This window comes from Bradyrhizobium sp. 1 (genome assembly GCF_023073315.1).
GTDB lineage: Bacteria > Pseudomonadota > Alphaproteobacteria > Rhizobiales > Xanthobacteraceae > Bradyrhizobium.
Genome location: NZ_JADPJH010000034.1, coordinates 268,143 through 291,966 on the forward strand (window position 1 = coordinate 268,143; position 23,824 = coordinate 291,966).

The 23,824-nt window shown below is 64.3% G+C and carries 21 protein-coding genes and 1 other RNA gene; 12 read left to right on the forward strand and 10 right to left on the reverse strand.

Going from position 1 to position 23,824, the window contains the following annotated elements; translation table 11 throughout:
* Nucleotides 1-126: 126 nt before the first annotated feature.
* From IVB29_RS31235 to IVB29_RS31255, 5 genes are all read right to left on the reverse strand, one after another.
* On the reverse strand, nt 127-951 hold the full coding sequence (locus IVB29_RS31235) for a TIGR00282 family metallophosphoesterase (RefSeq protein WP_247507254.1): 825 nt from the start codon (nt 949-951) through the stop codon (nt 127-129).
* Nucleotides 929-1,525, reverse strand: coding sequence for a 5-formyltetrahydrofolate cyclo-ligase (locus IVB29_RS31240; RefSeq protein ID WP_247507255.1), 597 nt, complete (start codon nt 1,523-1,525; stop codon nt 929-931). Before IVB29_RS31240 ends, IVB29_RS31235 begins: the two co-directional genes overlap by 23 nt.
* A gap of 190 nt (nt 1,526-1,715) precedes the next feature.
* A non-coding RNA gene (gene ssrS, locus IVB29_RS31245) (6S RNA) lies at nt 1,716-1,877 on the reverse strand.
* A gap of 48 nt (nt 1,878-1,925) precedes the next feature.
* Complete coding sequence (locus tag IVB29_RS31250) at nt 1,926-2,309, reverse strand: cell division protein ZapA (RefSeq protein ID WP_247507256.1); 384 nt, start codon at nt 2,307-2,309, stop codon at nt 1,926-1,928.
* On the reverse strand, nt 2,306-2,596 hold the full coding sequence (locus IVB29_RS31255; protein WP_247507257.1) for a DUF4164 domain-containing protein: 291 nt from the start codon (nt 2,594-2,596) through the stop codon (nt 2,306-2,308). The genes IVB29_RS31250 and IVB29_RS31255 overlap by 4 nt, the downstream gene beginning before the upstream one ends.
* Between IVB29_RS31255 and IVB29_RS31260 the strand changes: the two genes are divergently transcribed.
* From IVB29_RS31260 to IVB29_RS31300, 9 genes are all read left to right on the forward strand, one after another.
* A complete protein-coding gene (locus IVB29_RS31260; RefSeq protein ID WP_247507258.1) occupies nt 2,595-2,753 on the forward strand; it encodes a hypothetical protein in 159 nt (52 codons plus the stop codon). The two genes, IVB29_RS31255 and IVB29_RS31260, sit on opposite strands and share 2 nt — an antisense overlap.
* A gap of 260 nt (nt 2,754-3,013) precedes the next feature.
* Nucleotides 3,014-4,996 carry a transketolase gene (tkt, locus tag IVB29_RS31265; protein ID WP_247507259.1) on the forward strand — a complete coding sequence of 661 codons (1,983 nt, stop codon included), beginning with the start codon at nt 3,014-3,016 and terminating at the stop codon, nt 4,994-4,996.
* A gap of 148 nt (nt 4,997-5,144) precedes the next feature.
* On the forward strand, nt 5,145-6,152 hold the full coding sequence (gene gap / locus IVB29_RS31270) for a type I glyceraldehyde-3-phosphate dehydrogenase (RefSeq protein WP_247507260.1): 1,008 nt from the start codon (nt 5,145-5,147) through the stop codon (nt 6,150-6,152).
* 149 nt (nt 6,153-6,301) lie between these two features.
* Entirely contained in the window at nt 6,302-7,498 is a 1,197-nt protein-coding gene (locus IVB29_RS31275; RefSeq protein ID WP_247507261.1) for a phosphoglycerate kinase, read from the forward strand.
* Nucleotides 7,499-7,566: 68 nt separating this feature from the next.
* The gene (gene fba, locus IVB29_RS31280; RefSeq protein ID WP_247507262.1) at nt 7,567-8,634 is read left to right on the forward strand and encodes a class II fructose-bisphosphate aldolase; all 1,068 of its coding nucleotides are present in this window, start codon (nt 7,567-7,569) and stop codon (nt 8,632-8,634) included.
* Between the two features lie 320 nt (nt 8,635-8,954).
* Nucleotides 8,955-9,980, forward strand: a complete 1,026-nt coding sequence (locus tag IVB29_RS31285) for a class I fructose-bisphosphate aldolase (RefSeq protein ID WP_247507263.1) — start codon at nt 8,955-8,957, stop codon at nt 9,978-9,980.
* Between the two features lie 3 nt (nt 9,981-9,983).
* Nucleotides 9,984-10,718: a thiamine phosphate synthase gene (locus IVB29_RS31290; RefSeq protein ID WP_247507264.1), complete on the forward strand. Its 735-nt coding sequence runs from the start codon at nt 9,984-9,986 to the stop codon at nt 10,716-10,718.
* An 8-nt stretch (nt 10,719-10,726) separates the two neighbouring features.
* Nucleotides 10,727-11,791: a tetratricopeptide repeat protein gene (locus IVB29_RS31295; RefSeq protein ID WP_247507265.1), complete on the forward strand. Its 1,065-nt coding sequence runs from the start codon at nt 10,727-10,729 to the stop codon at nt 11,789-11,791.
* Nucleotides 11,792-11,878: 87 nt separating this feature from the next.
* A complete protein-coding gene (locus tag IVB29_RS31300) occupies nt 11,879-12,664 on the forward strand; it encodes an inositol monophosphatase family protein (RefSeq protein ID WP_247507266.1) in 786 nt (261 codons plus the stop codon).
* 176 nt (nt 12,665-12,840) lie between these two features.
* On the opposite strand, the gene IVB29_RS31305 is transcribed toward IVB29_RS31300, so the two are convergent.
* The 5 genes from IVB29_RS31305 to IVB29_RS31325 all read right to left on the reverse strand — a co-directional run bounded on the left by IVB29_RS31305 (nt 12,841) and on the right by IVB29_RS31325 (nt 20,954).
* Entirely contained in the window at nt 12,841-14,010 is a 1,170-nt protein-coding gene (locus IVB29_RS31305) for a tetratricopeptide repeat protein (protein WP_247507267.1), read from the reverse strand.
* Between the two features lie 82 nt (nt 14,011-14,092).
* Complete coding sequence (locus tag IVB29_RS31310) at nt 14,093-15,217, reverse strand: AAA family ATPase (protein ID WP_247507268.1); 1,125 nt, start codon at nt 15,215-15,217, stop codon at nt 14,093-14,095.
* 151 nt (nt 15,218-15,368) lie between these two features.
* On the reverse strand, nt 15,369-18,524 hold the full coding sequence (locus IVB29_RS31315; protein ID WP_247507269.1) for a multidrug efflux RND transporter permease subunit: 3,156 nt from the start codon (nt 18,522-18,524) through the stop codon (nt 15,369-15,371).
* Nucleotides 18,525-18,530: 6 nt separating this feature from the next.
* Nucleotides 18,531-19,721: an efflux RND transporter periplasmic adaptor subunit gene (locus tag IVB29_RS31320; protein WP_247507270.1), complete on the reverse strand. Its 1,191-nt coding sequence runs from the start codon at nt 19,719-19,721 to the stop codon at nt 18,531-18,533.
* Between the two features lie 213 nt (nt 19,722-19,934).
* On the reverse strand, nt 19,935-20,954 hold the full coding sequence (locus tag IVB29_RS31325; protein ID WP_247507271.1) for a cyclopropane-fatty-acyl-phospholipid synthase family protein: 1,020 nt from the start codon (nt 20,952-20,954) through the stop codon (nt 19,935-19,937).
* Between the two features lie 217 nt (nt 20,955-21,171).
* On the opposite strand from IVB29_RS31325, the gene IVB29_RS31330 reads away from it, so the two are divergent.
* The 3 genes from IVB29_RS31330 to IVB29_RS31340 all read left to right on the forward strand — a co-directional run bounded on the left by IVB29_RS31330 (nt 21,172) and on the right by IVB29_RS31340 (nt 23,808).
* A complete protein-coding gene (locus IVB29_RS31330) occupies nt 21,172-22,188 on the forward strand; it encodes a flagellar motor protein MotA (RefSeq protein ID WP_247507272.1) in 1,017 nt (338 codons plus the stop codon).
* Between the two features lie 145 nt (nt 22,189-22,333).
* The gene (locus IVB29_RS31335) at nt 22,334-23,362 is read left to right on the forward strand and encodes a peptidoglycan -binding protein (protein ID WP_247507273.1); all 1,029 of its coding nucleotides are present in this window, start codon (nt 22,334-22,336) and stop codon (nt 23,360-23,362) included.
* The gene (locus IVB29_RS31340; RefSeq protein ID WP_247507275.1) at nt 23,362-23,808 is read left to right on the forward strand and encodes a GNAT family N-acetyltransferase; all 447 of its coding nucleotides are present in this window, start codon (nt 23,362-23,364) and stop codon (nt 23,806-23,808) included. The genes IVB29_RS31335 and IVB29_RS31340 overlap by 1 nt, the downstream gene beginning before the upstream one ends.
* Nucleotides 23,809-23,824 lie beyond the last annotated feature (16 nt).

Genomic DNA, 23,824 nt, shown 5'->3' on the forward strand with positions numbered 1-23,824 from the left:
GCCTCCGCGAATTCAAATGCCCGATGCTCACCCGCGGAGAGAGACCCCTCACCCGTCTCGCCGCTATGCGGCGAGCCACCCTCTCCCACAAGGGGCGAGGGTGCACCGTCAGCGCCGCGCGAAAACTCAGCTCAACCAAAACTTCGGCGTCGCCGGCTCCAGCCGGCCGCCCGCGCGCACCGGCGCAATCTTCAGTGCAAGTCCCGTCACATCGTCCGTCTCCACCGCAACACCACTCAGCGTCGCCGCACCCGCCGCCGGCTCGAATCTCCCCGAGGGAATCCCCGAGGTGAACCTGCGCAGCGGCTCTTCCTTCTGCATGCCGATGATGGAATCGTAATCGCCGGTCATGCCGGCGTCGGTCATGTAGGCGGTGCCGCCTGACAGGATCTGGTGGTCGGCGGTCGGCACGTGCGTATGCGTGCCGACGACGAGGCTGGCGCGGCCGTCGCAGAAGAAGCCGATGCCCTGTTTCTCGCTGCTCGCCTCGCAATGGAAATCGACGACGATGGCGTCGGCGGCAATGCCGAGCGGGCAGGCGCCGAGCTCGCGCTCCAGCGCTGCGAAGGGATCGTCGAACGGGGTCATGAAGACGCGCCCCAAAGCGTTGACGACGAGGGCGTGCTTGCCGTTCTTGGTCTCGACGAGGGCAGCACCGCGGCCGGGCGTGCCGCGCGGATAATTCGCGGGCCGCACCAGGCGCTCGGCGCGCTCGATGAACACCAGGGCTTCACGCTGGTCCCAGGAGTGGTTGCCGAGCGTCACCGCGTCGGCGCCGGCATCGAGAAACTCCTGATAGATCGCTTCCGTGATGCCGAAACCGCCGGCGGAATTCTCGCCGTTGACGACGACGAAATCCAGCGACCAGTCCCTGACCATGCCCGGCAGATATTCGGCGATGGCGTTGCGGCCGCTACGGCCGACGACATCACCCACGAAGAGAATGCGCAACTTCAGAACTCCGGAAATCAAAAACGTCCGATTCCGTTAGCACATAATCCAGCGCCACGTCGTGGGATAGTGCTGGAACGGCCTTGATCTCCTGCGCTGCAAAAGCAAGCCCGATGCCGACGATGTTTTTGGCTTTACGTAAGTGCGCGAAGGTGTGGTCATAGTGCCCCGCACCATAGCCGATGCGATGGCCGAGACGGTCGAACGCCGCGAGCGGCGTCAGCATGATGTCCGGGATGATTTCGGCCGCGGCCGGAGACGGCTCGGGAATGCCGAGCGGGCCAAGCATCAGGCGGTCATTCGGATGGAAGAGGCGGAAGACCAGCGACTGGCCGCGCGCAGTGACGCAGGGCAGCGCCAGCTTTGCGCCCTCCTCGGCGAGCTTCTTCAGCAGCGGCATCGGATCGATCTCGCTGCGGATCGGCGAATATCCGGAGACGATGCTGCCGGGCAGCAGATTGAACGGCAGCCCGCGCTTGGCGAGCTTTGCGGCGGCAGTGGTGCGCTTCTTGTCGCTCAGCGCATCGCGCGCCGCGAGGGCTTTGGCACGGAGTTCGGCTTTGGAGTTGGACATGTGCGGGGCCCTTACGTCATCACCCGTCTTGTGCGCCCTTGCGCACCGGGGCGGGTGATCCAGTATTCCAGAGGCGGTGGTGATTCACACAAAGGCCGCGGCGTACTGGATTCCCCGCTTTCGCGGGGAATGACACCTACTGAATTGGCCGCAGTCGTTTCGAAAGAGACGAACCAGAAGGAAGAAACAGTGCGAAGCCGCGTACGCCGTTGAAGCACTCGATCCCGGAGTTCCCTACGAAAGTAGGTGGGCACCATATGTCCGGGCCCACGGGCCCGGCCAGGGACAGTTCCCTTAAGGATCGATAAGGCCCCGGGGATATTATGGCTCCTGACGCGCGTCGCAGCCTCGCTTGGGCAATGTAACAACGATACTGACGAATCGCCAGCCCGGTGAGCGGTCAGCCGATCGCGATCCCGTTGCCGACGGTCCGGTTCAGGACCTGGGCCGACTTCTCGATGCGTTCGGCGGCGGAATTCAGCGCGTTCACCACCGCCGTCTGCGTGATCCTGGCGCGCTCGACCGCGGCATTGCGGAAATCCCTGAGCTCGGTCAGCTCCTGCTCCATGGTGCGGATGCGGTTGCCGGAATCGACCAGTTCGTCACAGACGGTCAGCGCCGCCATCACCGTGAGCCGCGCGTCGCCGATCTCGCCGAATTTTCCGCGCAGCGACTGAATCCGCGTCTCCAGGCCTTCGGCGAGCTTGAGCAGCCGCACCTCCTGGCCCTCCTCGCAGGCCATGCGGTATTGCCGGGCGTTGATGGTGACGTTGATGTGGCTCATCCGTCCTCTCCGGTATCGAGCACCGAGCGTATCGTGACGATTGCGGAATCCAGCCGGTCGGAGATCTCGCGATTGGTGCGCTCGAGCTTGCGCGACTTCATCAGCGCGCCGTCGAGCTCGTCGGCAAGCCGCGAGCGGTCCGCGCCGAGCGCTTGAATCCGCGCCGCAAGCTCGTTCTCGTCGCGATCGGCATCACGCCGCCGCTCCACCGCGCTATCAAGCGCGTCGAGCGCCGCCATGAGCCTGCGGGTCGCGATCTCGATCTCGACGGCCGAGGACTCGGTCATGGCAGAGCTGTTGGATACGCGATCGTTCATGCAGTCAGCGGCGGAACCTGTGGCCTTGCCCTTGGACGTTGCCTCGGGCTTTACCTTGGAGCTTGCCGCCCGGCAAAAGACTCGGTTCGGCAAGCGGTTAGAAGCAGAAATTTACGTGGCAAGCTAGCTTAGCGCAACGCCGCCGCGAAACTATGCACCGATCTTGCAGGGGCATGATCTCGCCGGAAAACCGGCCCTCTACTTTGCGCTAACGCGGCCCTGCGGGTCCGGATCATGCCGTAAGCAACTTTTACGGCCAAACCGGCGTTTGATTGCCTTGGACTCCCGGAACCGAGGTGCTATTTCAGCCCGACCTTTAGTGGCCGCCAGGCTCCTCCCACGCGGCCGCACCGCCGCCAAGCACCTCATTTCAGACGGATTTCAGACATGACGCAGGTCGATCACAACCGTATGGCCAACGCGATCCGCGGCCTCGCCATGGACGGCGTCGAGAAGGCGAAATCCGGTCATCCGGGCCTGCCGATGGGCGCCGCCGATATGGCGACCGTGCTGTTCACGCAGTTCCTGAAATTCGACGTCACCGCGCTGGACTGGCCGGACCGGGACCGCTTCGTGCTCTCGGCCGGGCACGGCTCAATGTTGCTCTACGCGCTGCTGCATCTGATCGGCAGCCCCGAGATGACGATCGACCAGCTCAAGGATTTCCGCCAGCTGGGATCGTTGACGCCCGGACACCCCGAGCACGGCCACACCAAGGGCATCGAGACCACCACCGGGCCGCTCGGCCAGGGTCTTTCGACCGCTGTCGGCATGGCGCTCGCCGAGAAGATGCTCGCCGCCGAGTTCGGCAAGAAGATCGTCGACCACCACACCTACGTGCTCGCTTCCGACGGCGACCTGATGGAAGGCGTGTCGCAGGAAGCGATCGCGATGGCCGGGCACTGGAAGCTCAACAAGATGATCGTCCTCTACGACGACAACGGCATCTCGATCGACGGCCCGACCTCGATCTCCGACTCGGTCGACCAGGTGAAGCGCTTCAAGGCGTGCGGCTGGGCGGCCGAGAAGATCGACGGCCACGACCAGGGCGCGATCGCCGCGGCGATCACCCGCGCGCAGAAATCGAACAAGCCCACGCTGATCGCGTGCCGTACCACGATCGGCTTCGGCGCCCCGCACAAGGCCGGCACCAACAAGGTCCACGGCGAAGCGCTCGGCGCCGAGGAGCTCAAGGCCGCCAAGGAAAATCTCGGCATCTCGCTCGAGCCGTTCTCGGTGCCGGACGACGTGCTCAAGGCCTGGCGCGAGGCCGGCAAGCGCGGCGCGCCGGCGCGGCAGGAATGGGAAGGCCGGCTCGCCGAGCTTGGCAGCCGCAAGCGCGCCGAATTCGAGCGTCGGCTTCGTCACGAGCGGCCAGCAGCGCTGGCCAAGGCGTTCAAAGCCTACAAGAAGGAGCTGCTGGAGAAGCCGATGACAGCGGCGACCCGCAAATCCTCCGAGGCCGTGATCGAGGTCATCGCCGGCGCGATGCCGATGGAGTTTCTGGCCGGCTCGGCCGACCTCACCGGGTCCAACAACAACAAGGCGAAGTCGGCAACCGCCTTCTCGGCCAAGACTCCAAAGGGCCGCTTCATTCATTACGGCATCCGCGAGCACGGCATGTGCGCCGCGATGAACGGCATTTTCCTGCATGGCGGCTTCGCGCCGAACGGCGCAACCTTCCTGGTCTTCACCGACTATGCGCGTCCCGCGATGCGGCTTGCCGCGCTGATGGGGACTGGCGTGGTCTATGTGATGACCCACGATTCCATCGGCCTCGGCGAAGACGGCCCGACCCATCAGCCGGTGGAGCACCTGTCCGCACTCCGCGCCATTCCCAACATGCGCGTATTCCGTCCCTGCGATTCCGTCGAAGTCGCCGAGTGCTGGGAGCTTGCACTGAACCGCATCGACGGCCCGACCGTGCTGGCGCTGACGCGCCAGAACCTGCCGCAGCTGCGGACGAGTGCGAACGAAAACCCCTGCCAATATGGTGCCTACGAACTGGTCCCCGCCCAGGGCGAAGCCAAGGCGACATTGTTCGCCTCGGGTTCCGAGGTGGAGATGGCGGTCGCCGCCCAGAAGCAGCTCGCCGAGCGCGGCATTCCGACACGGGTGGTCTCGGTGCCCTCGCTGGAGCTCTTGCTAGCGCAACCAAAGGAGCGCCGCGACGCGATCATCGGGAACGCCCCGATCAAGGTCGCCATCGAAGCAGCGGTGCGCTGGGGCTGGGATGCCGTGATCGGGCAGGATGGCGAATTCATCGGCATGCATTCGTTCGGCGCCAGTGCCCCGTTGAACAAGATCTTCAAGCACTTCGGCATTACCGCCGAGGCTGCAGTTAACGCTGTCCTGAAGCGCGTTTCCTGAGAGTTGAGCTTGCCAAAAAAAAGGGCTACTTAACGTCTCATATGATCAAGCCCCGCCCGGCCGAACCGGGCGTCCGCCCTGAAAAACCCCTCGCAGGCGCGCCAAGCGCGTTGTGCGGGATGACAACGGTCATTGAAGGAGACGAAACATGGCAGTCCGCGTTGGTATCAACGGTTTTGGCCGCATCGGCCGCAACATCCTGCGGGCTATCGCCGAGTCCGGCCGCAAGGACATCGAGGTCGTCGGTATCAACGATCTCGGCCCGGTCGAGACCAACGCTCATCTGCTGCGTTTCGACAGCGTCCATGGCCGCTTCCCCGGCACCGTCACCGTCGATGGCGACACGATCAGCCTCGGCAACGGCAAGATCAAGGTGACCGCCGAACGCGATCCCTCAAAACTGCCCTGGAAGGATCTCGGCGTCGACATCGCGATGGAATGCACCGGCATCTTCACCTCGAAGGACAAGGCCTCCGCGCATCTCACCGCCGGTGCCAAGCGCGTTCTCGTTTCCGCGCCCGCCGACGGCGCCGACGCCACCATCGTCTACGGCGTCAACCACGACACGCTGACCAAGGACCACATGGTGGTCTCGAACGGCTCGTGCACCACCAATTGCCTGGCGCCGGTCGCCAAGGTGCTGAACGACCTCGTCGGCATCGAGACCGGCTTCATGACCACGATCCACGCCTACACCGGCGACCAGCCGACGCTCGATACGATGCACAAGGATCTCTATCGCGGCCGTGCGGCTGCGATGTCGATGATCCCGACCTCGACCGGCGCGGCCAAGGCGATCGGCCTGGTGCTGCCCGAGCTGAAGGGCAAGCTCGACGGGGTCTCGATCCGCGTGCCGTCCCCGAACGTCTCGGTCATCGACCTCAAGATCATCGCCAAGCGCGCCACCGACGCCAAGGAAATCAACGCGGCGATGAAGCGCGCCTCCGAGCAGCAGCTCAAGGGCATTCTCGGCTACACCAATCAGCCGAACGTCTCGATCGACTTCAACCACGATCCGCACTCCTCGACGTTCCACGAAGACCAGACCAAGGTGCAGAACGGCACGCTGGTGCGCGTGATGGCCTGGTACGACAACGAGTGGGGCTTCTCGAACCGCATGGCAGACACCGCCGTTGCGTTCGCGAAGGTGATCTAACTCCGCTCTCGTGTCCCGGACGCGATGCAGCGTGAAACGCTGCTTCGCAGATCCGGGACCCATTTCACTGCGGGACTCGCTGCAATGTGGGTCCCGGTTCTGCACCGCGGCGCTTTGCGCCGCAGTGCGCCCGGGACAAGGGCCATCCGATGACCAACAAATTCCGCACCCTCGACGACGTCGAATTGAAGGGCAAGCGCGTGCTGCTGCGCGTCGATCTCAACGTGCCCATGGACAACGGCCGCGTCAGTGACGCGACCCGGCTCGAGCGCGTCGCGCCGACCATCTCCGAAATTTCGGACAAGGGCGGCAAGGTCATCCTGCTCGCGCATTTCGGCCGGCCCAAGGGACGCGATGCCAAGGACTCGCTCAAGCCCGTTGCGGAAGCGCTGTCGAAGGTCGTGAACAAGCCGGTCGCCTTTGCCGAGGACTGCATCGGCGAGCCCGCGGCCAAGGCCGTGGCGGCAATGAAGGATGGCGACATCCTGTGCCTGGAAAATACCCGCTTCCACAAAGAGGAAGAGAAGAACGATCCCGCCTTCGTCGCGGAACTCGCAAAGCTCGGCGACATCTGGGTGAATGACGCGTTCTCGGCCGCGCACCGCGCCCACGCCACGACCGAGGGCCTCGGCCACAAGCTGCCGGCCTATGCCGGCCGCACCATGCAGGCCGAGCTCGACGCGCTGGAGAAGGCGCTGGGCTCGCCGACCAAGCCCGTCATCGCCATCATCGGCGGCGCAAAGGTCTCGACCAAGATCGACCTGCTCGAAAACCTCGTCAGCAAGGTCGATGCGCTGGTGATCGGCGGCGGCATGGCCAACACCTTCCTGCACGCCCAGGGCGTCGGCATCGGCAAGTCGCTGGCCGAGAAGGATCTCGCCCCGACCGCGCTGCGCATCATGGAGAAGGCTGAAGCCGCCAATTGCGCGATCATCCTGCCGGTCGACGCCGTGGTCGCCTATCATTTCGCGGCCAACGCGCCCTCGCACGCCTACGGGCTCGATGCGATCCCGGCCGACGGCATGATCCTCGACGTCGGCCCGCAATCGATCGCGCGCGTGCATGCCGCCATCGACGATGCGGCGACCCTGGTCTGGAACGGACCGCTCGGCGCCTTCGAGATGCAACCGTTCGACCGCGGAACCATGTCGGCCGCCAGGCACGCCGCCGAGCGCACCAAAGCGAAAAAGCTGGTCTCGATCGCGGGCGGCGGCGACACTGTCGCGGCCCTCAATCAGGCCCATGTGGCCGGTCAATTCACCTATGTATCGACCGCAGGTGGCGCATTTCTTGAATGGATGGAAGGCAAGCCCCTGCCCGGCGTCGAAGTTCTTCGCACCAAGTAACTTGGCATCAAGTAATCCATCGGCGAACAGCTAGCGGCCCCGAGGGCCCAAACCGGAGAAAAAGACACATGGCTCGGATCACGTTGCGTCAATTGCTCGACCATGCGGCTGAGAACGATTACGGCGTACCGGCCTTCAACATCAACAACATGGAACAGGCGCTGGCGATCATGGACGCGGCCAATACGGTCGACGCGCCCGTCATCATCCAGGCCTCGCGCGGTGCGCGCTCCTACGCCAACGACATCATGCTCAAGCACATGATGGATGCGGTCACCGAGATCTATCCGCACATCCCGGTCTGCGTGCATCTCGACCACGGCAACGAGGCCGCGACCTGCATGACCGCGATCCAGGCCGGCTTCACCTCGGTGATGATGGACGGCTCGCTCAAGGCCGACGGCAAGAGCCCGGCCGACTGGACCTACAATGTCGGCGTCACCAAGACCGTGACCGACATGGCCCATCTCGGCGGCATCTCGGTCGAGGGTGAGCTCGGCGTGCTCGGTTCGCTCGAGACCGGCATGGGCGACAAGGAAGACGGCCACGGCGCCGAAGGCAAGCTGAGCCACGACCAGCTCCTGACCAATCCGGACGAGGCCGTGAAGTTCGTCCAGGAGACCAAGGTCGACGCGCTCGCGATCGCGATGGGCACCTCACATGGCGCCTACAAGTTTACCCGCAAGCCGGACGGCGATATCCTCGCCATGAAGGTGATCGAGGAGATCCACCGCAAGCTGCCGAACACGCATCTGGTCATGCACGGCTCGTCGTCGGTGCCGCAGGACCTGCAGGACATCATCAACGAGTTCGGTGGCAAGATGAAGCCGACCTGGGGCGTGCCCGTCGCCGAGATCCAGCGCGGCATCAAGCACGGCGTGCGCAAGATCAACATCGACACCGACAACCGCATGGCCATGACCGGCCAGATCCGCAAGGTGTTCAAGGAGCACCCGGAAGAGTTCGACCCGCGCAAATACCTGAAGCCCGCCATGGAAGCGATGACCAAGCTGTGCAAGCAGCGGCTCCAGGAGTTCAATACCGCAGGGCAAGCCTCCAAGTTCAAGAAGGTGCTGACCCCGGCCGAGATGGCCAAGCGCTACGCCAAGGGCGAGCTGGATCCCCGCGTCGCGTAAGCGATCGCGCGGTGGCGTAAGGCCAATGCTCCATCGTCCCCCTCGCCCCGCTTGCGGGGAGAGGGTTGGGGTAAGGGGGAGTTTCCCCGGGGACGCTGGGAGTTGGACTCGCGGAGAGCCCCCCTCACCCGGATTTTACGCTCCGCGCAAAATCCGACCTCTCCCCGCAAGCGGGGCGAGGTGAACTATTGCCAGCCGCTCCTTTTTCGCTCCAACTGACCTCCCGCCCCTTACCCCTGCGACCAACGTTAACTCGGCAATTGCCCGAGAACGGTCTAACTTCACAGGCAAGGGCAGAATCGTTTTGGGAGGACCTCTCGATGAATCTGACTGAACTCAACAAGATCGCGACCGCCATGGTCGCGCCGGGCAAGGGCATCCTTGCCGCCGATGAATCCTCCGGCACCATCAAGAAGCGGTTTGACGCGATCGGCGTGGAATCGACGGAAACGACTCGTCGCGACTATCGCGAGATGCTGTTCCGGTCGAAGGAGGCCATGAGCCAGTGCATCTCCGGCGTGATCCTCTATGACGAGACGATCTGGCAGACGGCCGCGGACGGCACGCCGCTGGTGAAGCTGATCGAACAGAGCGGCGCCATTCCCGGCATCAAGGTCGACGAGGGCACGCAAGCCCTGCCGATGTGCCCGGGTGAAACAGTCACTGTCGGGCTCGACAAGCTCGCCGAGCGGCTGAAAAAGTATTACGAGCGCGGCGCGCGGTTCGCCAAGTGGCGCGCGGTGATCGATATCGCCGGCGGCATCCCCTCGATGACCGCGATCAGCGTCAATGCCCACGCGCTGGCGCGCTACGCCGCGCTGTGCCAGGCGGCGCAGATCGTGCCGATCGTCGAGCCTGAGGTGCTGATGGACGGCGATCACGACATCGACCGCTGCTACGAGGTGACGAGCCGCGTGCTCAACAAGACGTTTCAGGAATTGCGCGTGCAGCGCGTCGCGCTCGAAGGCATGGTGCTGAAACCCAACATGGCGATCTCGGGCAAGAAGTGCGCAAGGCAGGCCTCCGTCGAGGAAGTCGCGGAGAAGACGATCCGGCTGCTGAAGGCCTGCGTGCCGGCCGCGGTGCCGGGCATCGCCTTTCTCTCCGGCGGCCAGTCCGACGAAGAGGCGACCGCGCATCTCAACGCCATGCACAAGCTCGGCCCGCTGCCCTGGGGCCTGACCTTCTCCTACGGCCGCGCGCTGCAGGCCGCGCCGCAGAAGGCCTGGTCGGGCAAAGCCGAGAACGTCGCGGCCGGCCAAAACGCGTTCAGTCACCGCGCCCGCATGAATGGCCTCGCCTCCAAGGGCGAATGGCAAAGCAGCCTGGAAAAGAAAGCGGCCTAGATCTTGTCGAACAAATCGCCTCCGCCGCGTCCCGCGCCGCGTCTCTATCTCGCGACGCCTGTTGTCGATGATCCCGCTGCGCTCGTGGCCGAGCTGCCGGGCTTGCTCGCGTCCGCCGATGTCGCGGCCGTGCTGCTGCGGCTGAAGGAGACCGACCAGCGCACCATGATCTCGTGCATCAAGGCCTTTGCACCGCCGGTGCAGAAGGCCGGCGCCGCGCTGCTCGTCGACGGCCATTCCGAGTTGGTCGCGCGCGGCGGCGCCGATGGCGCGCACCTCCCCGGCATCGCCGCGCTGAAAGAGGCGCTGCCATCGCTGAAGCCCGATCGCATCGCCGGCGTCGGCGGGCTGACGACGCGGCACCATTCCATGGATGCGGGCGAGATCGGCGCGGACTATGTGCTGTTCGGCGAGCCCGACGCGAAGGGCCAGCGGCCGTCGTCGCAGGCGATTGCCGAGCGGCTGGACTGGTGGGCCGAGCTGTTCGAGCCGCCCTGCGTCGGTTTTGCGACGTCGCTGGAAGAGGCTCACGACTTTGCCGCCAGCGGTGCCGATTTCGTGCTGGTCGGCGAGTTCATCTGGGCCGATCCGCGCGGAGCCAAGGCTGCATTGATCGAGGCCGACGCTGCGATCAAGAAGGGCTTTGCGGCTGCGCCTGTGGGCCAAGATCCTTCGAGCCAAGATCCTGCGCGCCAGGAGCCTGCGGGTCAGGATCCTGCGGGTGAGGAGCACGGCTAGCGCCCGACATGAAGCTCCCGCGCATCACCATTTTGGCTACGCTGTTGCTCACAGTGCCCGCGGCCGCGCAGCTCCAGATCACGCCGCCGGTGGCAAGTCCGAGCGCACCGGCCGAGAAGCAGAAGCCCAAGCCGCCCGCGCCTCCCAAGAAGAAGGAGGCTGCGCCGGCGCCAAAACCTTCGGCCCCTCCCAAGCCGGCGTTGCCCGCAACGGTGATCCCTGCGCCTGCGACCGATACGCCCGGTGTCGATATGGTGTTCGGCGCCTACCAGCGCGGCCAGTACAAGACGGCGCTCGATCTCGCCACCGCCCGTGCCGCGACCGGCGATCCCAAGGCGATGACCATGCTGGGCGAGCTCTATTCCAACGCCATGGGCATCCGCCGCGACTACGCCAAGGCGCTCGCATGGTACAAGCGCGCGGCTGACGCGGGCGATCGCGAGGCGATGTTTGCGCTTGCCATGCTGCGCATGTCCGGCCGCGGCGGCTCCGTCGACAAGGGCGAAGCGGTCAAGCTGATGGCCTCCGCCGCCAAGCTCGGCGAGCCCAAGGCGGCCTATAATCTCGCGCTGCTTTATCTGGACGGCCAGACCCTGCCGCAGGACGTCAAGCGCGCCGCCGAGCTCTTGCGCCAGGCGGCGGACGCCGGCCTGCCCGAGGCGCAATACGCGCTCGCGACCTTCTACAAGGAAGGCACCGGTGTGCCGAAGGACCCCGAAAAGGCCACGCGGCTGCTCCAGGCGGCCTCGCTGGCCGACAATGTCGATGCCGAGGTCGAATACGCCATCGCGCTGTTCAACGGCACCGGCACGCCGAAGGACCAGCCGGCGGCCATCGCGTTGCTCCGCAAGGCCTCCCGCCAGGGCAGCGCGATCGCGCAGAACCGGCTGGCCTGGGTGCTGATCAACGGCGTGGGCACGAATGTGGACAAGGTCGAAGGCTTCAAATGGCACCTCGTGGCGAAAACCGCCGGCAAGGGCGATCCGGAGCTCGACAAGCAATTGTCCGACCTGCCCCCCGACGACCGGTCTAAGGCCGAGGCCGCGGCCAGGAAATGGCTCGGGACCAAATGACTTGACCTCAAGGCCCTCGCAGGGCACCCAATTCTCTCAAATGGCGCGATTTTGCGCCCCTCCCCCTTCCGATCAAGACCAGAGCTCATGCTGTATTCCGCAACTATCAACGTCATGGTCAAAGCCGCGCGCCGCGCCGGCCGCAGCCTCAAGCGCGATCTCGGCGAGATCGAGCATTTGCAAGTCTCGCTGAAGGGGCCTGCCAATTTCGTCTCGCTCGCCGACAAGCGCGCCGAGGAGATGCTTTACCAGGACCTCGCCAAGGCCCGGCCCGGCTACGGCTTCATCGGCGAGGAAGGCGGCACCCGCGAGGGCGCCGACAAGAGCCACACCTGGATCGTCGATCCGCTCGACGGCACCACCAACTTCCTGCACGGCATCCCGCAATTCGCGATCTCGATCGGCCTCGTCCGCGAGGGCACGATCATCGCCGGCGTGATCTACAACCCCGCCAATGACGAGCTCTACATCGCCGAGCGCGGCAAGGGCGCCTTCCTCAACGACCAGCGCCTGCGCGTCGCCGGCCGCCGCCAGCTCAACGAATGCGTGGTGGCCTGCGGCCTGCCCCATATCGGCCGCGGCGACCACGAGGAATTCCGCCGCGAGATGACCGCGATCCAGGACCGCGTCGCGGGCCTCCGCCGCTTCGGCGCCGCCTCTCTCGACCTCGCCTTCGTCGCCGCCGGCCGCCTCGATGGCTATTGGGAGCGCAATTTGCAATCCTGGGACATCGCCGCCGGGCAGATCATGGTGCGCGAAGCGGGCGGGACGATCAGCGACATCGACACGCCGGGCGATGCGCTGGTGACCGGGAATGTGGTGTGCGGGAATGAGTTCGTGCACGGGGAGCTGGTGAAGATTTTGCGGAAGTAGATCGCAGGAGCACGACGGCTCGATCCGCAGGGAGTAGGACGCGGACTCATTAAGGCGTGGCCATAATCAGATTGATGCGAGCTGAACGAAGGCAAGGTAGTTGACGGCGAGCCCGTCGTAGCGCGTCGGCTCAGCATACCGTTGCGCGTCAAGTGGACCACCGTCTTTCAAGCAACTTAGGGGCTATTCCCCGACGCATTTGGCGCACGAAACGTCGCTTGGGACTCAAGCTGCGCCTTCAAGACCAGGTCGAAGCTGGGGCGCGTTTTTCCGTCCTGGAAAACCACGCCGTTCGGGCTGAAGGCGACCTTGTCCGGGTCCTTGTTCAACGTCTGCCAGTTGCACGATATAGCGACGATACCGTAAGCCGAAACCGGCTGAACCTCTCCGGGATCTGCCACGCCATTACCATTAGCATCGCGCCACAGGGCGAGGCCGGCCAGTTCTTTACCGGTCAAAATGCCATCGCGGTCGTCATCGAGTGCGGCCAGCGGCGCATATCCGTTGTTCCAAAACATCCAAAATGTGATGTTGCCGAACAATTGCCGGCCGCTGTTAATTTTGCCATCAAGCTTCAAGTCGCTAACAAGCCAGGCAGCTTTGGGGGTAATCCAGCTCCATTCGCGACTCAACCCGCTGCCGTCCACGTCGAACGTCACCCGCGCGTCGGGTGCTTCTAGGTCGGTGATAGTGAGCCCATCGGCCAGCGGCACTGCGATGGGAGTGATTGGGTACGGCAGCTTTCCCATCGCGGCCGCGTGGTCCTTCAGCGTCTCAATCTCGCGCTTATCCTTCTCGGCGTCGAGAAGCGGGACGAGGTAAGAAACGACTTCGCCGGTCAGAGTCCGCCCGCCCATTCCACGGACCGTCAGGCTCTTTTCCTTCTCCCAGGCATCGGTTGCGATCGTTCGATATTGCTTCAACGCCTCGTCTTTCCTGCCGGCCTGCTCGGTCAGCCAGGCGAGGCCGAGCCGGATGACAAGGTTATCCTTGTCCAGTTCCAATGCCTGCTTGTACGCCTTCAACGCGGCTTCTAGGTGCGCCTGGGAGGCGGCATTCAAAGTGGAGTCAGCGGCAGTCATTACGGTACCGAAAGGAACAGCTGGTGGCTGAATGCCATGGTAGGCTTTCGGTACCGTCAGCGGGTCAGACTTCTGAGCGTAAGCCATGCCATGCGCACGACCAAGGTTCAGCAACGCCTCGACGCGGGTAGGATCGCCCTTGGCGATCTTCTCTAAGTTCTCGATAAGCCTGGCGACCGGGATCCGCTCCTCTTCCACGCCCACCCACCTGCCGAGCGCCGGCGACATCGTGACAAGGAAAACCACCAGCAAGAGCAAGCGCACGGCGACTCCGAATTGTAAGGGGAAGATTGCGGTCAATTTATCCAGTGCACACTGACGATGCTAAGGTCTGGAGGGACGCGGCCTAATCGTCGTCGTCCGGCTCCTCCTCGCGATACTCCCCGCCAATGGTCAGGCCCTCGATCGCCGTGGCGCCTTTCGACTTGATCACGCGGCGAAGTGGGACCGAACTCTCGCTTCGCAATGCCTCCATCAGCTGTTCCGAATGGGTGACGATCCAGATGTCGGCGCGGTGTGAAGCCTTGGCGATCAGCCGGGCCAATGGCGCCAGCAGCGACGGATGCAGGCTGGTCTCGGGTTCGTTCAGCGCGATGAAGGGTGGCAGCCGATAGCCCATGAACACCGCGAGCAAACAGATATATTTCAGCGTCCCGTCGGACAGTTCATGCGCCCCGAACGGCCGCGGCATGTCCTCCAGCTGCAGAGCGAATTCGCACACGCCGTTGTTTTCCCATGCACTGAGCTCGGCGCCCGGGAATGCATCCTGGATCGCGTCCTGGATGTCGGTGGCGTCCTGCCGAATGGTGTAAAGTGTCGCCAGGGCGGCAGCCAGATCGCTTCCATCAGCGCTGAGCGAGGGCGTCGTGATCGCGAGGCAGGGCTTTCGGATCAGCGATGCCGGATCGGTACGGAAATCGTGATAGAAGCGCCAGCCCAGCATCGCGTTTCTGATCAGATCGATCTCGGGGCATTCCTTGCCGTTGTAAAAGCCCGCAAGCGCCGGCTCGGACGGCAGCACCGCGTCCTTGTGGTTGACCCATGCGCCGCTGTCATCGCGGACGCTGACGAGCGAATTCTTCCGCTCCATCAGTTTAACCGTTCGTTTGCCCTGCGTCGTCTCGATGCTTTCTTCCTTGATCATCGGCTCGCCGGCAAACGACGCCGAAAGCGGGCTGGGAAATCCGATCTCAATGGAATATTTCAGGCGATCGAATCTGGCCGACAATTGCAGTCGCCCGTCCTCGCCGCGTTTGCGAGTGCCCGACCAACAGACGGAATTCAATCCGCCCTCCTCGGCGATCGTGCGCGTGATCCGACCTGTCGCCGCATCGCGCAACAGCGACAAGGATTTGTAGAGATTGGATTTCCCGACGCCGTTCTCACCGACAAACACGGACAAGGGGTGGATTGGTATCGAGAGCCGCCGAATGGAGCGATAGTTGGAGATCGCAATGTCGGTCGGACGCATCACATGCTCTCAATCGGCGGGTTGGCTGTGCATTCACGATGCCGCGTGAATGCACATTCGTTCAATCCAGGGATGCAGTCTGGATCGACACCCACGAGAAAGCAAGCCGAACGCTCGTCGGGCTCCGAGGCAATCAGAGCCGATCAGGCGTTCAGTGGCTGGCCCTTGCGGGAGCATGCGGACCATACGTCTCGCCTTCCTCCGCCTTCTCCCTGTCACCCGCGAGCACGCGCTGCACGGAGACGAAGAACACCGGCACCATCAGCAGCGCCAAAATCACCACCGCGATCATGCCGCCCATCACGATCGAGCCGAGCGCCTGCTGGCTGGCGCCGCCGGCACCATGCGCAATCGCCATCGGCAGCACGCCGCAGATGAAGGCGAGGCCGGTCATCAGGATCGGACGGAAGCGCAGGCGGCAGGCCTCGATGGTGGCGTCCACCAGCGGCTTGCCTTCCTTGCGCAGATCCTTGGCGAACTCGATGATCAGGATCGCGTCCTTGGCGGCTAGTCCAATGATGGTGATCAGGCCAACGGTGAAATAGACGTCGTTCGGCAGCCCGCGGAGCATGGCCGCGACGACGGCGCCGACGATGCCGAGCGGCACGGTCAAGAGCACCGCGAGCGGAATGGTCCAGCTCTCGTAGAGCGCGGCGAGGCACAGGAACACCACGAACACCGACAGCGCCAGCAGGAACGGCGCCTGCGAGCCCGACAGCTTTTCCTGGAGCGACTGTCCGGTCCATTCATAGCCGAAGCCACGCGGCAGTTTTCCAGCGAGCCGCTCCATCTCGGCAATGGCGTCGCCCGAGGTGAAGCCGGGCCTGGCTTCACCGGAGATGCGCACCGCCGGATAATAGTTGAAGCCGGCGATCTGCGTGGGACCACGCGCCCATTCCACCGTGGCGAAGGACGAGAACGGCACCAGCTGGCCGCGGCTGTTCTTGACGTTGTAGTTGAGGATGTCCTCGGTCCGCATGCGGTCGCGGGCATCCGCCTGCACCACGACGCGCTGCATGCGGCCGCGGTTCGGGAAGTCGTTGATGTAGTTCGAGCCGAGATTGGTCGAGATGGTGTTGTTGATGTCCTCGAAGGTGACGCCGAAGGCGCCGGCCTTCTCGCGGTCGATCATGAGGTTGACCACGCCCGCCTCGGGCAGACCTTCGACATAGACCTTCTGCAGCACCGGGCTCGCATTGGCCTCCGCGATCAGCTGGTCGGCGGCGCGCATCAGCGCCGGATAGCCCTTCTGGCCGCGGTCCTGCAGACGGAACGAGAAGCCGGAAGAGTTGCCGAGATTGTCGATCGGCGGCGGCTGCAGCGCCGAGATTTTTGCGTCGCGGATCGACGCCCCGAGATCACGGTTGATGTCGGTGACGATTGCGGCAGCCGAATCCTTCGGCCCGCGTTCCGACCAGTCCTTCAGCGTGATGAAGGCCTGCGCGGTGTTCATGCCCTGGCCGGAGAAGCTGAAGCCGGTGAGGAAGGTGACGTTGTCGACGCCCGGCCGCTGCGCCAGATATTTTTCCACCTTCTCGATCACGGCTTCGGTGCGGCCGTAGGACGAATCCGACGGCGTCTGCACGTCGGTGGTGACGAAGCCCTGGTCGTCGACGGGCAGGAAGCCGCCGGGCAAATTGACGAACGCCCAGGAGAGACCAACCAGCAGCGCGACATAGACCAGCATCAGCCGTCCGGTGCGCCTCAGCGAGAAGCCGACGGTGCGGGAATAGCCTTCTTTGCCGCCTTCGAGCATGCGGTTGAACCAGCCGAACACGCCACGCCTGGCATGGCCGTGGCCGGCCGTGACGGGCTTGAGCAAGGTCGCGCACAGCGCCGGCGTCAGCGACAGCGCGAGGAAGGCGGAGAAACCGATCGCCGCGACCATGGTCACCGAGAACTGGCGGTAGATGATGCCGACCGAGCCGGGGAAGAACGCCATCGGCACGAACACCGCCATCAGCACCAGGGTGATGCCGATGATGGCGCCTGATATCTGCGACATCGCCTTGCGTGTCGCTTCCTTCGGCGGCAGCCCCTCCTCGCTCATGATGCGCTCGACATTTTCGACCACGACGATGGCGTCGTCGACGAGGATGCCGACCGCGAGCACCATGCCAAACATCGAGAGCATGTTGATGGAATAGCCGGCGAGCAGCAGCACCGTGCAGGCGCCGAGCAGCGCCACCGGCACCACGATGGTCGGAATGATGGTGTAGCGGATGTTCTGCAGGAACAGGAACATCACCACGAACACCAGCACGACGGCTTCGAGCAGCGTCGTCAGCACCTTCTTGATCGAAGCCTCGACCACGGGCGTGATGTTGTAGGGGATCTCGTAGGCGATGTTGGCCGGGAAGAAGCGCGACAGCTCCTTCATCTTCTCCTCGACCGCGCCTGCGGTCGCCAGCGCATTGCCGGTCGGCGACATCAGCACGGAGAGACCCGCGGTCGGCTTGCCGTCGAGCCGCGTGTTGAACTGATAGCTGAGGCCGCCGACCTCGATGCGCGCGACATCGCGCAGCCGCACGGTCGAACCATCCGCGTTTGCGCGCAGGATGATGCTGCCGAATTCGTCCGGCGAGGAGAGCTGGCCCTTGACCAGCACCAGCGCGGAGGTGCGCTGGCTCGATGTCGACGGCTCGGCGCCGATGCTGCCCGAGGCGACCTGCGCGTTCTGTGCGGCGATGGCCTTGTTGACGTCGTCGGCGGTCAGCCCATAGCCGACGAGCTTGGCCGGATCGACCCAGACGCGCAAGCTGCGCTCGGTCGAATAGAGCGTGGCGCGGCCGACGCCGGGGATGCGGCGGATTTCGCCGAGCACGTTGCGGATCATGAAGTCGCCCAGCCCAACCTCGTCGAGGCTGCCGTCGGTCGAGCTCAGCGTGATGATCTGAAGCACCGCGCTCGAGGCTTCCTCGACCAGGATGCCCTGTTGCATCACCGCTCGCGGCAGCCGCGCCTCGACGCGCTTGATGCGGTTCTGCACCTCCACCGAGGCGTCGTTGGTGTTTGTGCCCGGCTGGAAATTAGCGATGATCTCGACCTGACCGAGCGAGTCGCTGGTCGATTCGAAATTGAGGATGCCGGAGGCGCCGTTGAGCTCCTCCTCGATCAGCCGCGTGACGCTGTTGTAGAGGTTTTCGGGTGAGGCGCCGGGATAGCTGGTCGAGATCGAGATCGAAGGCGGCGCGATGATCGGATATTGCGCGATCGGCAGCAGCGGGACCGAGATCGCACCGATCAGGCAGATGAACAGCGCGACGACCCAGGCGAAGATCGGCCTGTCGATGAAGAAGCTCGCCATGGCGCGCTATTGCACGAGTTGCGCGCGCCGGACTTCCCCAGCCGCGTCGGCCTCGGCCCAGGATTGCGGCTTCACCTTGTCGCCAGCCGCAAACTTCTGGAAGCCTTCGACAACGACCTTGTCACCGGCTTTCAACCCCTCCGTGACGAACCATACGCCGTCCTGCACCGAACCCGTGCGTACAGGCTGGACGGCGACACGGTTGTCATCCTTGACGACGAACACCTCGCTGCCGCCGCCGCCGTTGCGCTGGACCGCCTGTTGCGGCACCGCGATCGCATCGCTGTCGATGCCCTGCTCGATTCGAACGCGCACATACATGCCGGGCAGCAATTCCCGGTTCGGGTTGGGGAACTCACCGCGCAGTGTCACCTGCCCCGTATTGGCCTCGACCTTCGCGTCGGAGAACAGAAGCTTGCCGCTCTGCGAATACAGCGCGTTGTCGTCGAGCACGAGTCGCACCTTGGCGGCGTCGGCCTCGATGCGGTCGAGATCGCCGTTCTCGAAGGCGCGCCGCAATTGGTTCACCTCAGTCACGGACTGCGTGAAATCGGCATAGATCGGATCGAGTTGCTGAACTGTTGCGAGATTGGTCTCGTTCTGGACGGCGAGCGCGCCTTCGCTGACGAGCGCAGCGCCGACCACGCCATCGATCGGCGCGCGAACCGTCGCATAGTCGAGGTGAAGCTTGGCGCGCGACAGTTCCGCCTTGCGGCCTTCGACTTCCGCCTTGGCCTGATGCTCTGCCGCAATCGCCTTTTCGTTCTCGGCCTCCGGTGCAGCGCGCTGGCTGGTGAGTGTCGCGATGCGGCGCGAATGTTGCTGCGCCTGCAGAAGCACTGCCTGCGCCTTGGCGACAGCCGCCTCACTCGCCATTACTTCGACCTCAAATGGATGCGGATCAATGCGATAGAGCGGATCGCCCGCCTTGACCTCGCTGCCCTGCCGGAACAGCCGCTCGACAACGATGCCAGACACGCGGGGCCGCACCTCGGCCACCCGCGTCGGCGCGATACGGCCTGGCAATTCGCGCACGACCGAGCGGGGCTGAGGCTTGACCGTGACGATGCTGACGTCGGGTTCGACGGGTTGCGCCTGGACGATCGCAGAGTTCGATTCATCGCAGCCCGCAAGAAGCGGTGCCGCGACCGCGAGCATTATGGCCATGCAGGCGGATCGCGCGTGAAGTGCTGACATAAGGGTAGTCGCCCCGTTCTATCGCTTGGTCTTCCGAAGAAGTTCCGGACAGTCTGATTTGAAAAAGAAAATAAGCGGTGCTTGCTGCGACGCAATGAAAGTATGGGCGGCTCATTGTCACACGAGCTATCCCATTCAGAAAACGAGCATTTTGGCGAGTCACCGGATCGTGAATCAGGTTCCATCGCGGCGTGCTGCGACGGAACATCGCAATTACTCGGCGGCCTTCATCCGGTACCGGCTAACGCCCCATTCGGTTCCGTCGGCGTAGCCGAACAGGCCTGACGTCGCGAGCAAGAACCAGCGCCAGCGCCGCATCCAGATCGCGGTCTCCTCGCCATACACGTTGCGCAGGGAGGATTCGATCGCGTCGCGATGCGCGTCGACATTGGCGAGCCAGTCGTTGGCGGTGCGTTGATAATGCGTTCCGCTCCAGCACCATTCCTTCTCGATGGCGAGGATGTCGCCGAATTGCCTGACGAGGTGATGGCTCGGCATCAACCCTTCCGTGAGGATGTACTGCGCGATCCAGTCCTCACGATTGGCCCGGTCGAGCAGATGGGAGCCGGAACGATGCGTGACGATGTGCATGAAGAAGCGCCCCTCCGGCGCGAGCCATGACCGCACCCGCGTCATCAGCTTGCGCCAGTTCATGATCTGCTCGAACATCTCGACCGAGATGATGCGGTCGAACTGCCCCTCGGGCGCGAACACGTTCATGTCCGCGGTCATCACGCGCAAATTGAGCAACCCGCGCTGTTGCGCCATGTCCTCGACATAGGCGCGCTGGCCTTGCGAGTTCGACACCGCCGTGATCTTCGCATGCGGAAATTGCCGGGCCATCCACAGCGACAGCGAGCCCCAGCCGCAACCGAGTTCGAGGATGGTCTGGCCGTCGGCGAGGCCGGCATGCTCGACGGACTGGCGCAGCGCCTCCTCCTCCGCCTCCTGCAGCGTGCTCGCGTCGGTCTTGTAGAAGCAGGACGAATATTTGCGGTTGGGGCCGAGCACCTGCGCAAAGAACGAAGCGGGCGCGTCGTGATGTCCGCCATCCGCCTCTCCGGCGATCGGCCGCAGCATCATCCGCCCGGCGAAGGCGGCATCGTCGGCCGCACTCAGCGCGGACAGGCGCGTCGCCGATCGGGAGCACAGGCGCTGGATCGCGGCACGGATCACCACGTCCGGCAAGGGCACGCGTTCGGCCGTCCCGATGATCGCGGACACGACGCTCATATGACCCCCTTGGTCAAAACGCGGGTCCCCATGCAAAGACTCCGACCTGAGCCTGCGGAATGCCGATGTTTTGGAAGATACGCAGGTATCAAAGCCCGGTTTCAGCATTGGGTTCCGCACCCGCCCCCCCGAAATCGGCCCATCCGGCGCTTTTTTTGGGCTGGCGCTGTGCCATAGTGCGCACCGCAAGCAAGTTTCGTAACGGATGATACCGGACATGCCGTCAGGCGCCTCGCCCCGCTCCCCCATGGACATCGAATACACAAAACTGTCCTCGCCCAGCGTCTTCCTGGTGCGGATGCTGGTTTTTCTGGTGCTGTGCGCCCTGGTGGGCGTGGTGCTCTACAAGCAGATCATCCAGGCCTTTTTCGCCAATCCCGGCCTCAACGCCCTGATCGGGGCGGTGCTGTTCATCGGCATCGTGCTGGCCTTCCGCCAGGTGATCCGGCTCTATCCTGAAGTCTCCTGGGTCAACAATTTCCGCATCGCCGATCCCGGCCTGGCGCCGGCCCGCCACCCCAAGCTGCTGGCGCCAATGGCGATGATCCTGGGCGGCGAGCGCACCGGGCGGATGTCGATCACCCAGACCACCATGCGGCATCTGCTCGATTCGATTGCGACCCGCCTGGATGAAGCCCGCGACATCTCACGCTACATGACCGGCCTGCTGGTGTTCCTCGGCCTGCTCGGCACCTTCTGGGGCCTGATCGAGACGGTCGGCTCGGTCGGCAAGGTGATCGACGGGCTCAAGGTCGGCGGCGATTCCGGCGCCCTGTTCGACACGCTGAAGGAGGGCCTTGCCGCCCCGCTCGGCGGCATGGGCATCTCGTTCTCGAGCTCGCTGTTCGGCCTCGCGGGATCGCTGATCCTCGGCTTCCTCGATCTGCAATCGAGCCAGGCGCAGAACCGTTTCTATACGGATCTCGAAGACTGGCTCGCCACCACCGTGCGCGAATATGGCCACGGCGAAGTGGCGGTTGCCTCCGGTGGCGGCGTTGCCAGCGGCGAGCTTCAGGCCGCCGTCGAGCGGCTGCGCATCGTGCTCGAGGAAGGCACCGCGAGCCGCAGCACCACCGCATCGATGGCGAGCCTTGCCGAGGCGATCCAGGCGCTGGTCTCGCACATGCGGACCGAGCAGCAGATGATCCGCGAATGGGCCGACGGCCAGGGCGAGCAGAACCGCGAGATAAGGCGCTTGCTGGAGCGCATCGCGCGCCAGCCGGAGAAGGGTTAGGCGCTCTCGTGCCCCGGACGCGACGCAGCGCGAAGCGGTGCGTTGCTGAGCCGGGGCCCAGTGCGAGGTGAGACATGGGTCCCGGCTCTGCGGAGCAGCGTTACACGCTGCACCGCGTCCGGGACACGAAAGAACGGAGACGAAAATGGCTTTGGCGCGCGGCCGCCGCGGCGATACCTCCTTCAACTACTGGCCCGGATTCGTCGACGCGCTGTCGACGCTGGTGCTGTCGATCGTGTTCCTGCTGTCGGTGTTCCTGGTCGTGCAGTTCTTCCTGTCGCAGGAGGTCACCGGCAAGGACAAGGCGCTGGAGCAGCTCAACGCCAAGATCGCACAGCTCAACGAGCTGCTGTCGCTGGAGAAGCTCGGCAAGCTCACGCTCGACGACCAGGTCTCGCAATTGAAAGCCGGCCTCGCTTCGGCCGAGAGCGAGCGCGATCGCATCAAGGGCCTCTATGAAGGCTTGGCCGCCGCCGGAAACGACGCGCAGGGCAAGAGCTCCGAACTCGGCAAGGCGCTGGACTCCGAGAAAGCGGTCTCGGCACGGGCGCTGGCGCAGATCGAGGTGCTGAACCAGCAGATCAGTGCGCTCAGGCGGCAATTGGCGGCGCTGGAAGAGGCGCTGGACGCTAGCGAGAAGCACGACAAGGAATCGCAGAATCGCATTGCCGATCTCGGCTCACGCCTGAACGTGGCGCTGGCCCAGCGCGTGCAGGAATTGTCGCGTTACCGTTCCGAATTCTTCGGCCGGCTGCGCAAGATTCTCGGCGACCGGCCCGACATTCGCATTGTCGGCGACCGCTTCGTGTTCCAGTCCGAAGTGTTCTTCGACACCGGACAGGCGACACTGCTGCCCGAGGGCCGCGCCGAGCTCGATACCTTGGCGACTGCGCTGATCGAGCTCGACAAGAAGATCCCGAACGAGATCCCCTGGGTGCTGCGCGTCGACGGCCATACCGACGTGCGCCCGGTGAGCGGTGCGAACTTCAAGTCGAACTGGGACCTGTCCGCGGCCCGTTCCATCTCGGTGGTGCAATATCTGGTCTCGCTCGGCGTGCCCGCCCAGCGCCTCGTCGCCGCCGGTTTTGGCGAATTCCAGCCGCTCGACACCGCCAACACGGAAGAAGCCTACAAGCGCAACCGCCGCATCGAGCTGAAGCTGACGGAGCGGTAGTGAGCGCGCTCCACCTCCGCCCTTATCGCGCCGAGGACGAAGCCGCCTCCATCGACCTCTGGCATCGCACTTGGCAGCAGGCCTATCCGCAGATCGACTTTGCCGCCCGCCTGGAATGGTGGCGCGAGCGCTGGCGCAAGGATCTGGTGCCGAAGGCGTCGATCGTCGTCGCGGAAGAGGACGGCGCGCTGACCGGGTTCGTCACCATCGACGGCGACGGTTATCTCGACCAACTCGTGGTCGATCCGGATCATTGGGGTTCTGACGCAGCACGACTGCTGGTCGAGGAAGCCAAGCGCCTGTCGCCCGCCGGCATCACGCTGCTCGTCAACAAGGACAACACCCGCGCCATCCGCTTCTACGAGCACAACGGCTTTGCGCAGGCCGGCGACGATGTGAACCCGACCTCGGGGCGGCCGGTGCTGAAGATGGCTTGGCGGACGTGATTCTGGCGGGCGTGAC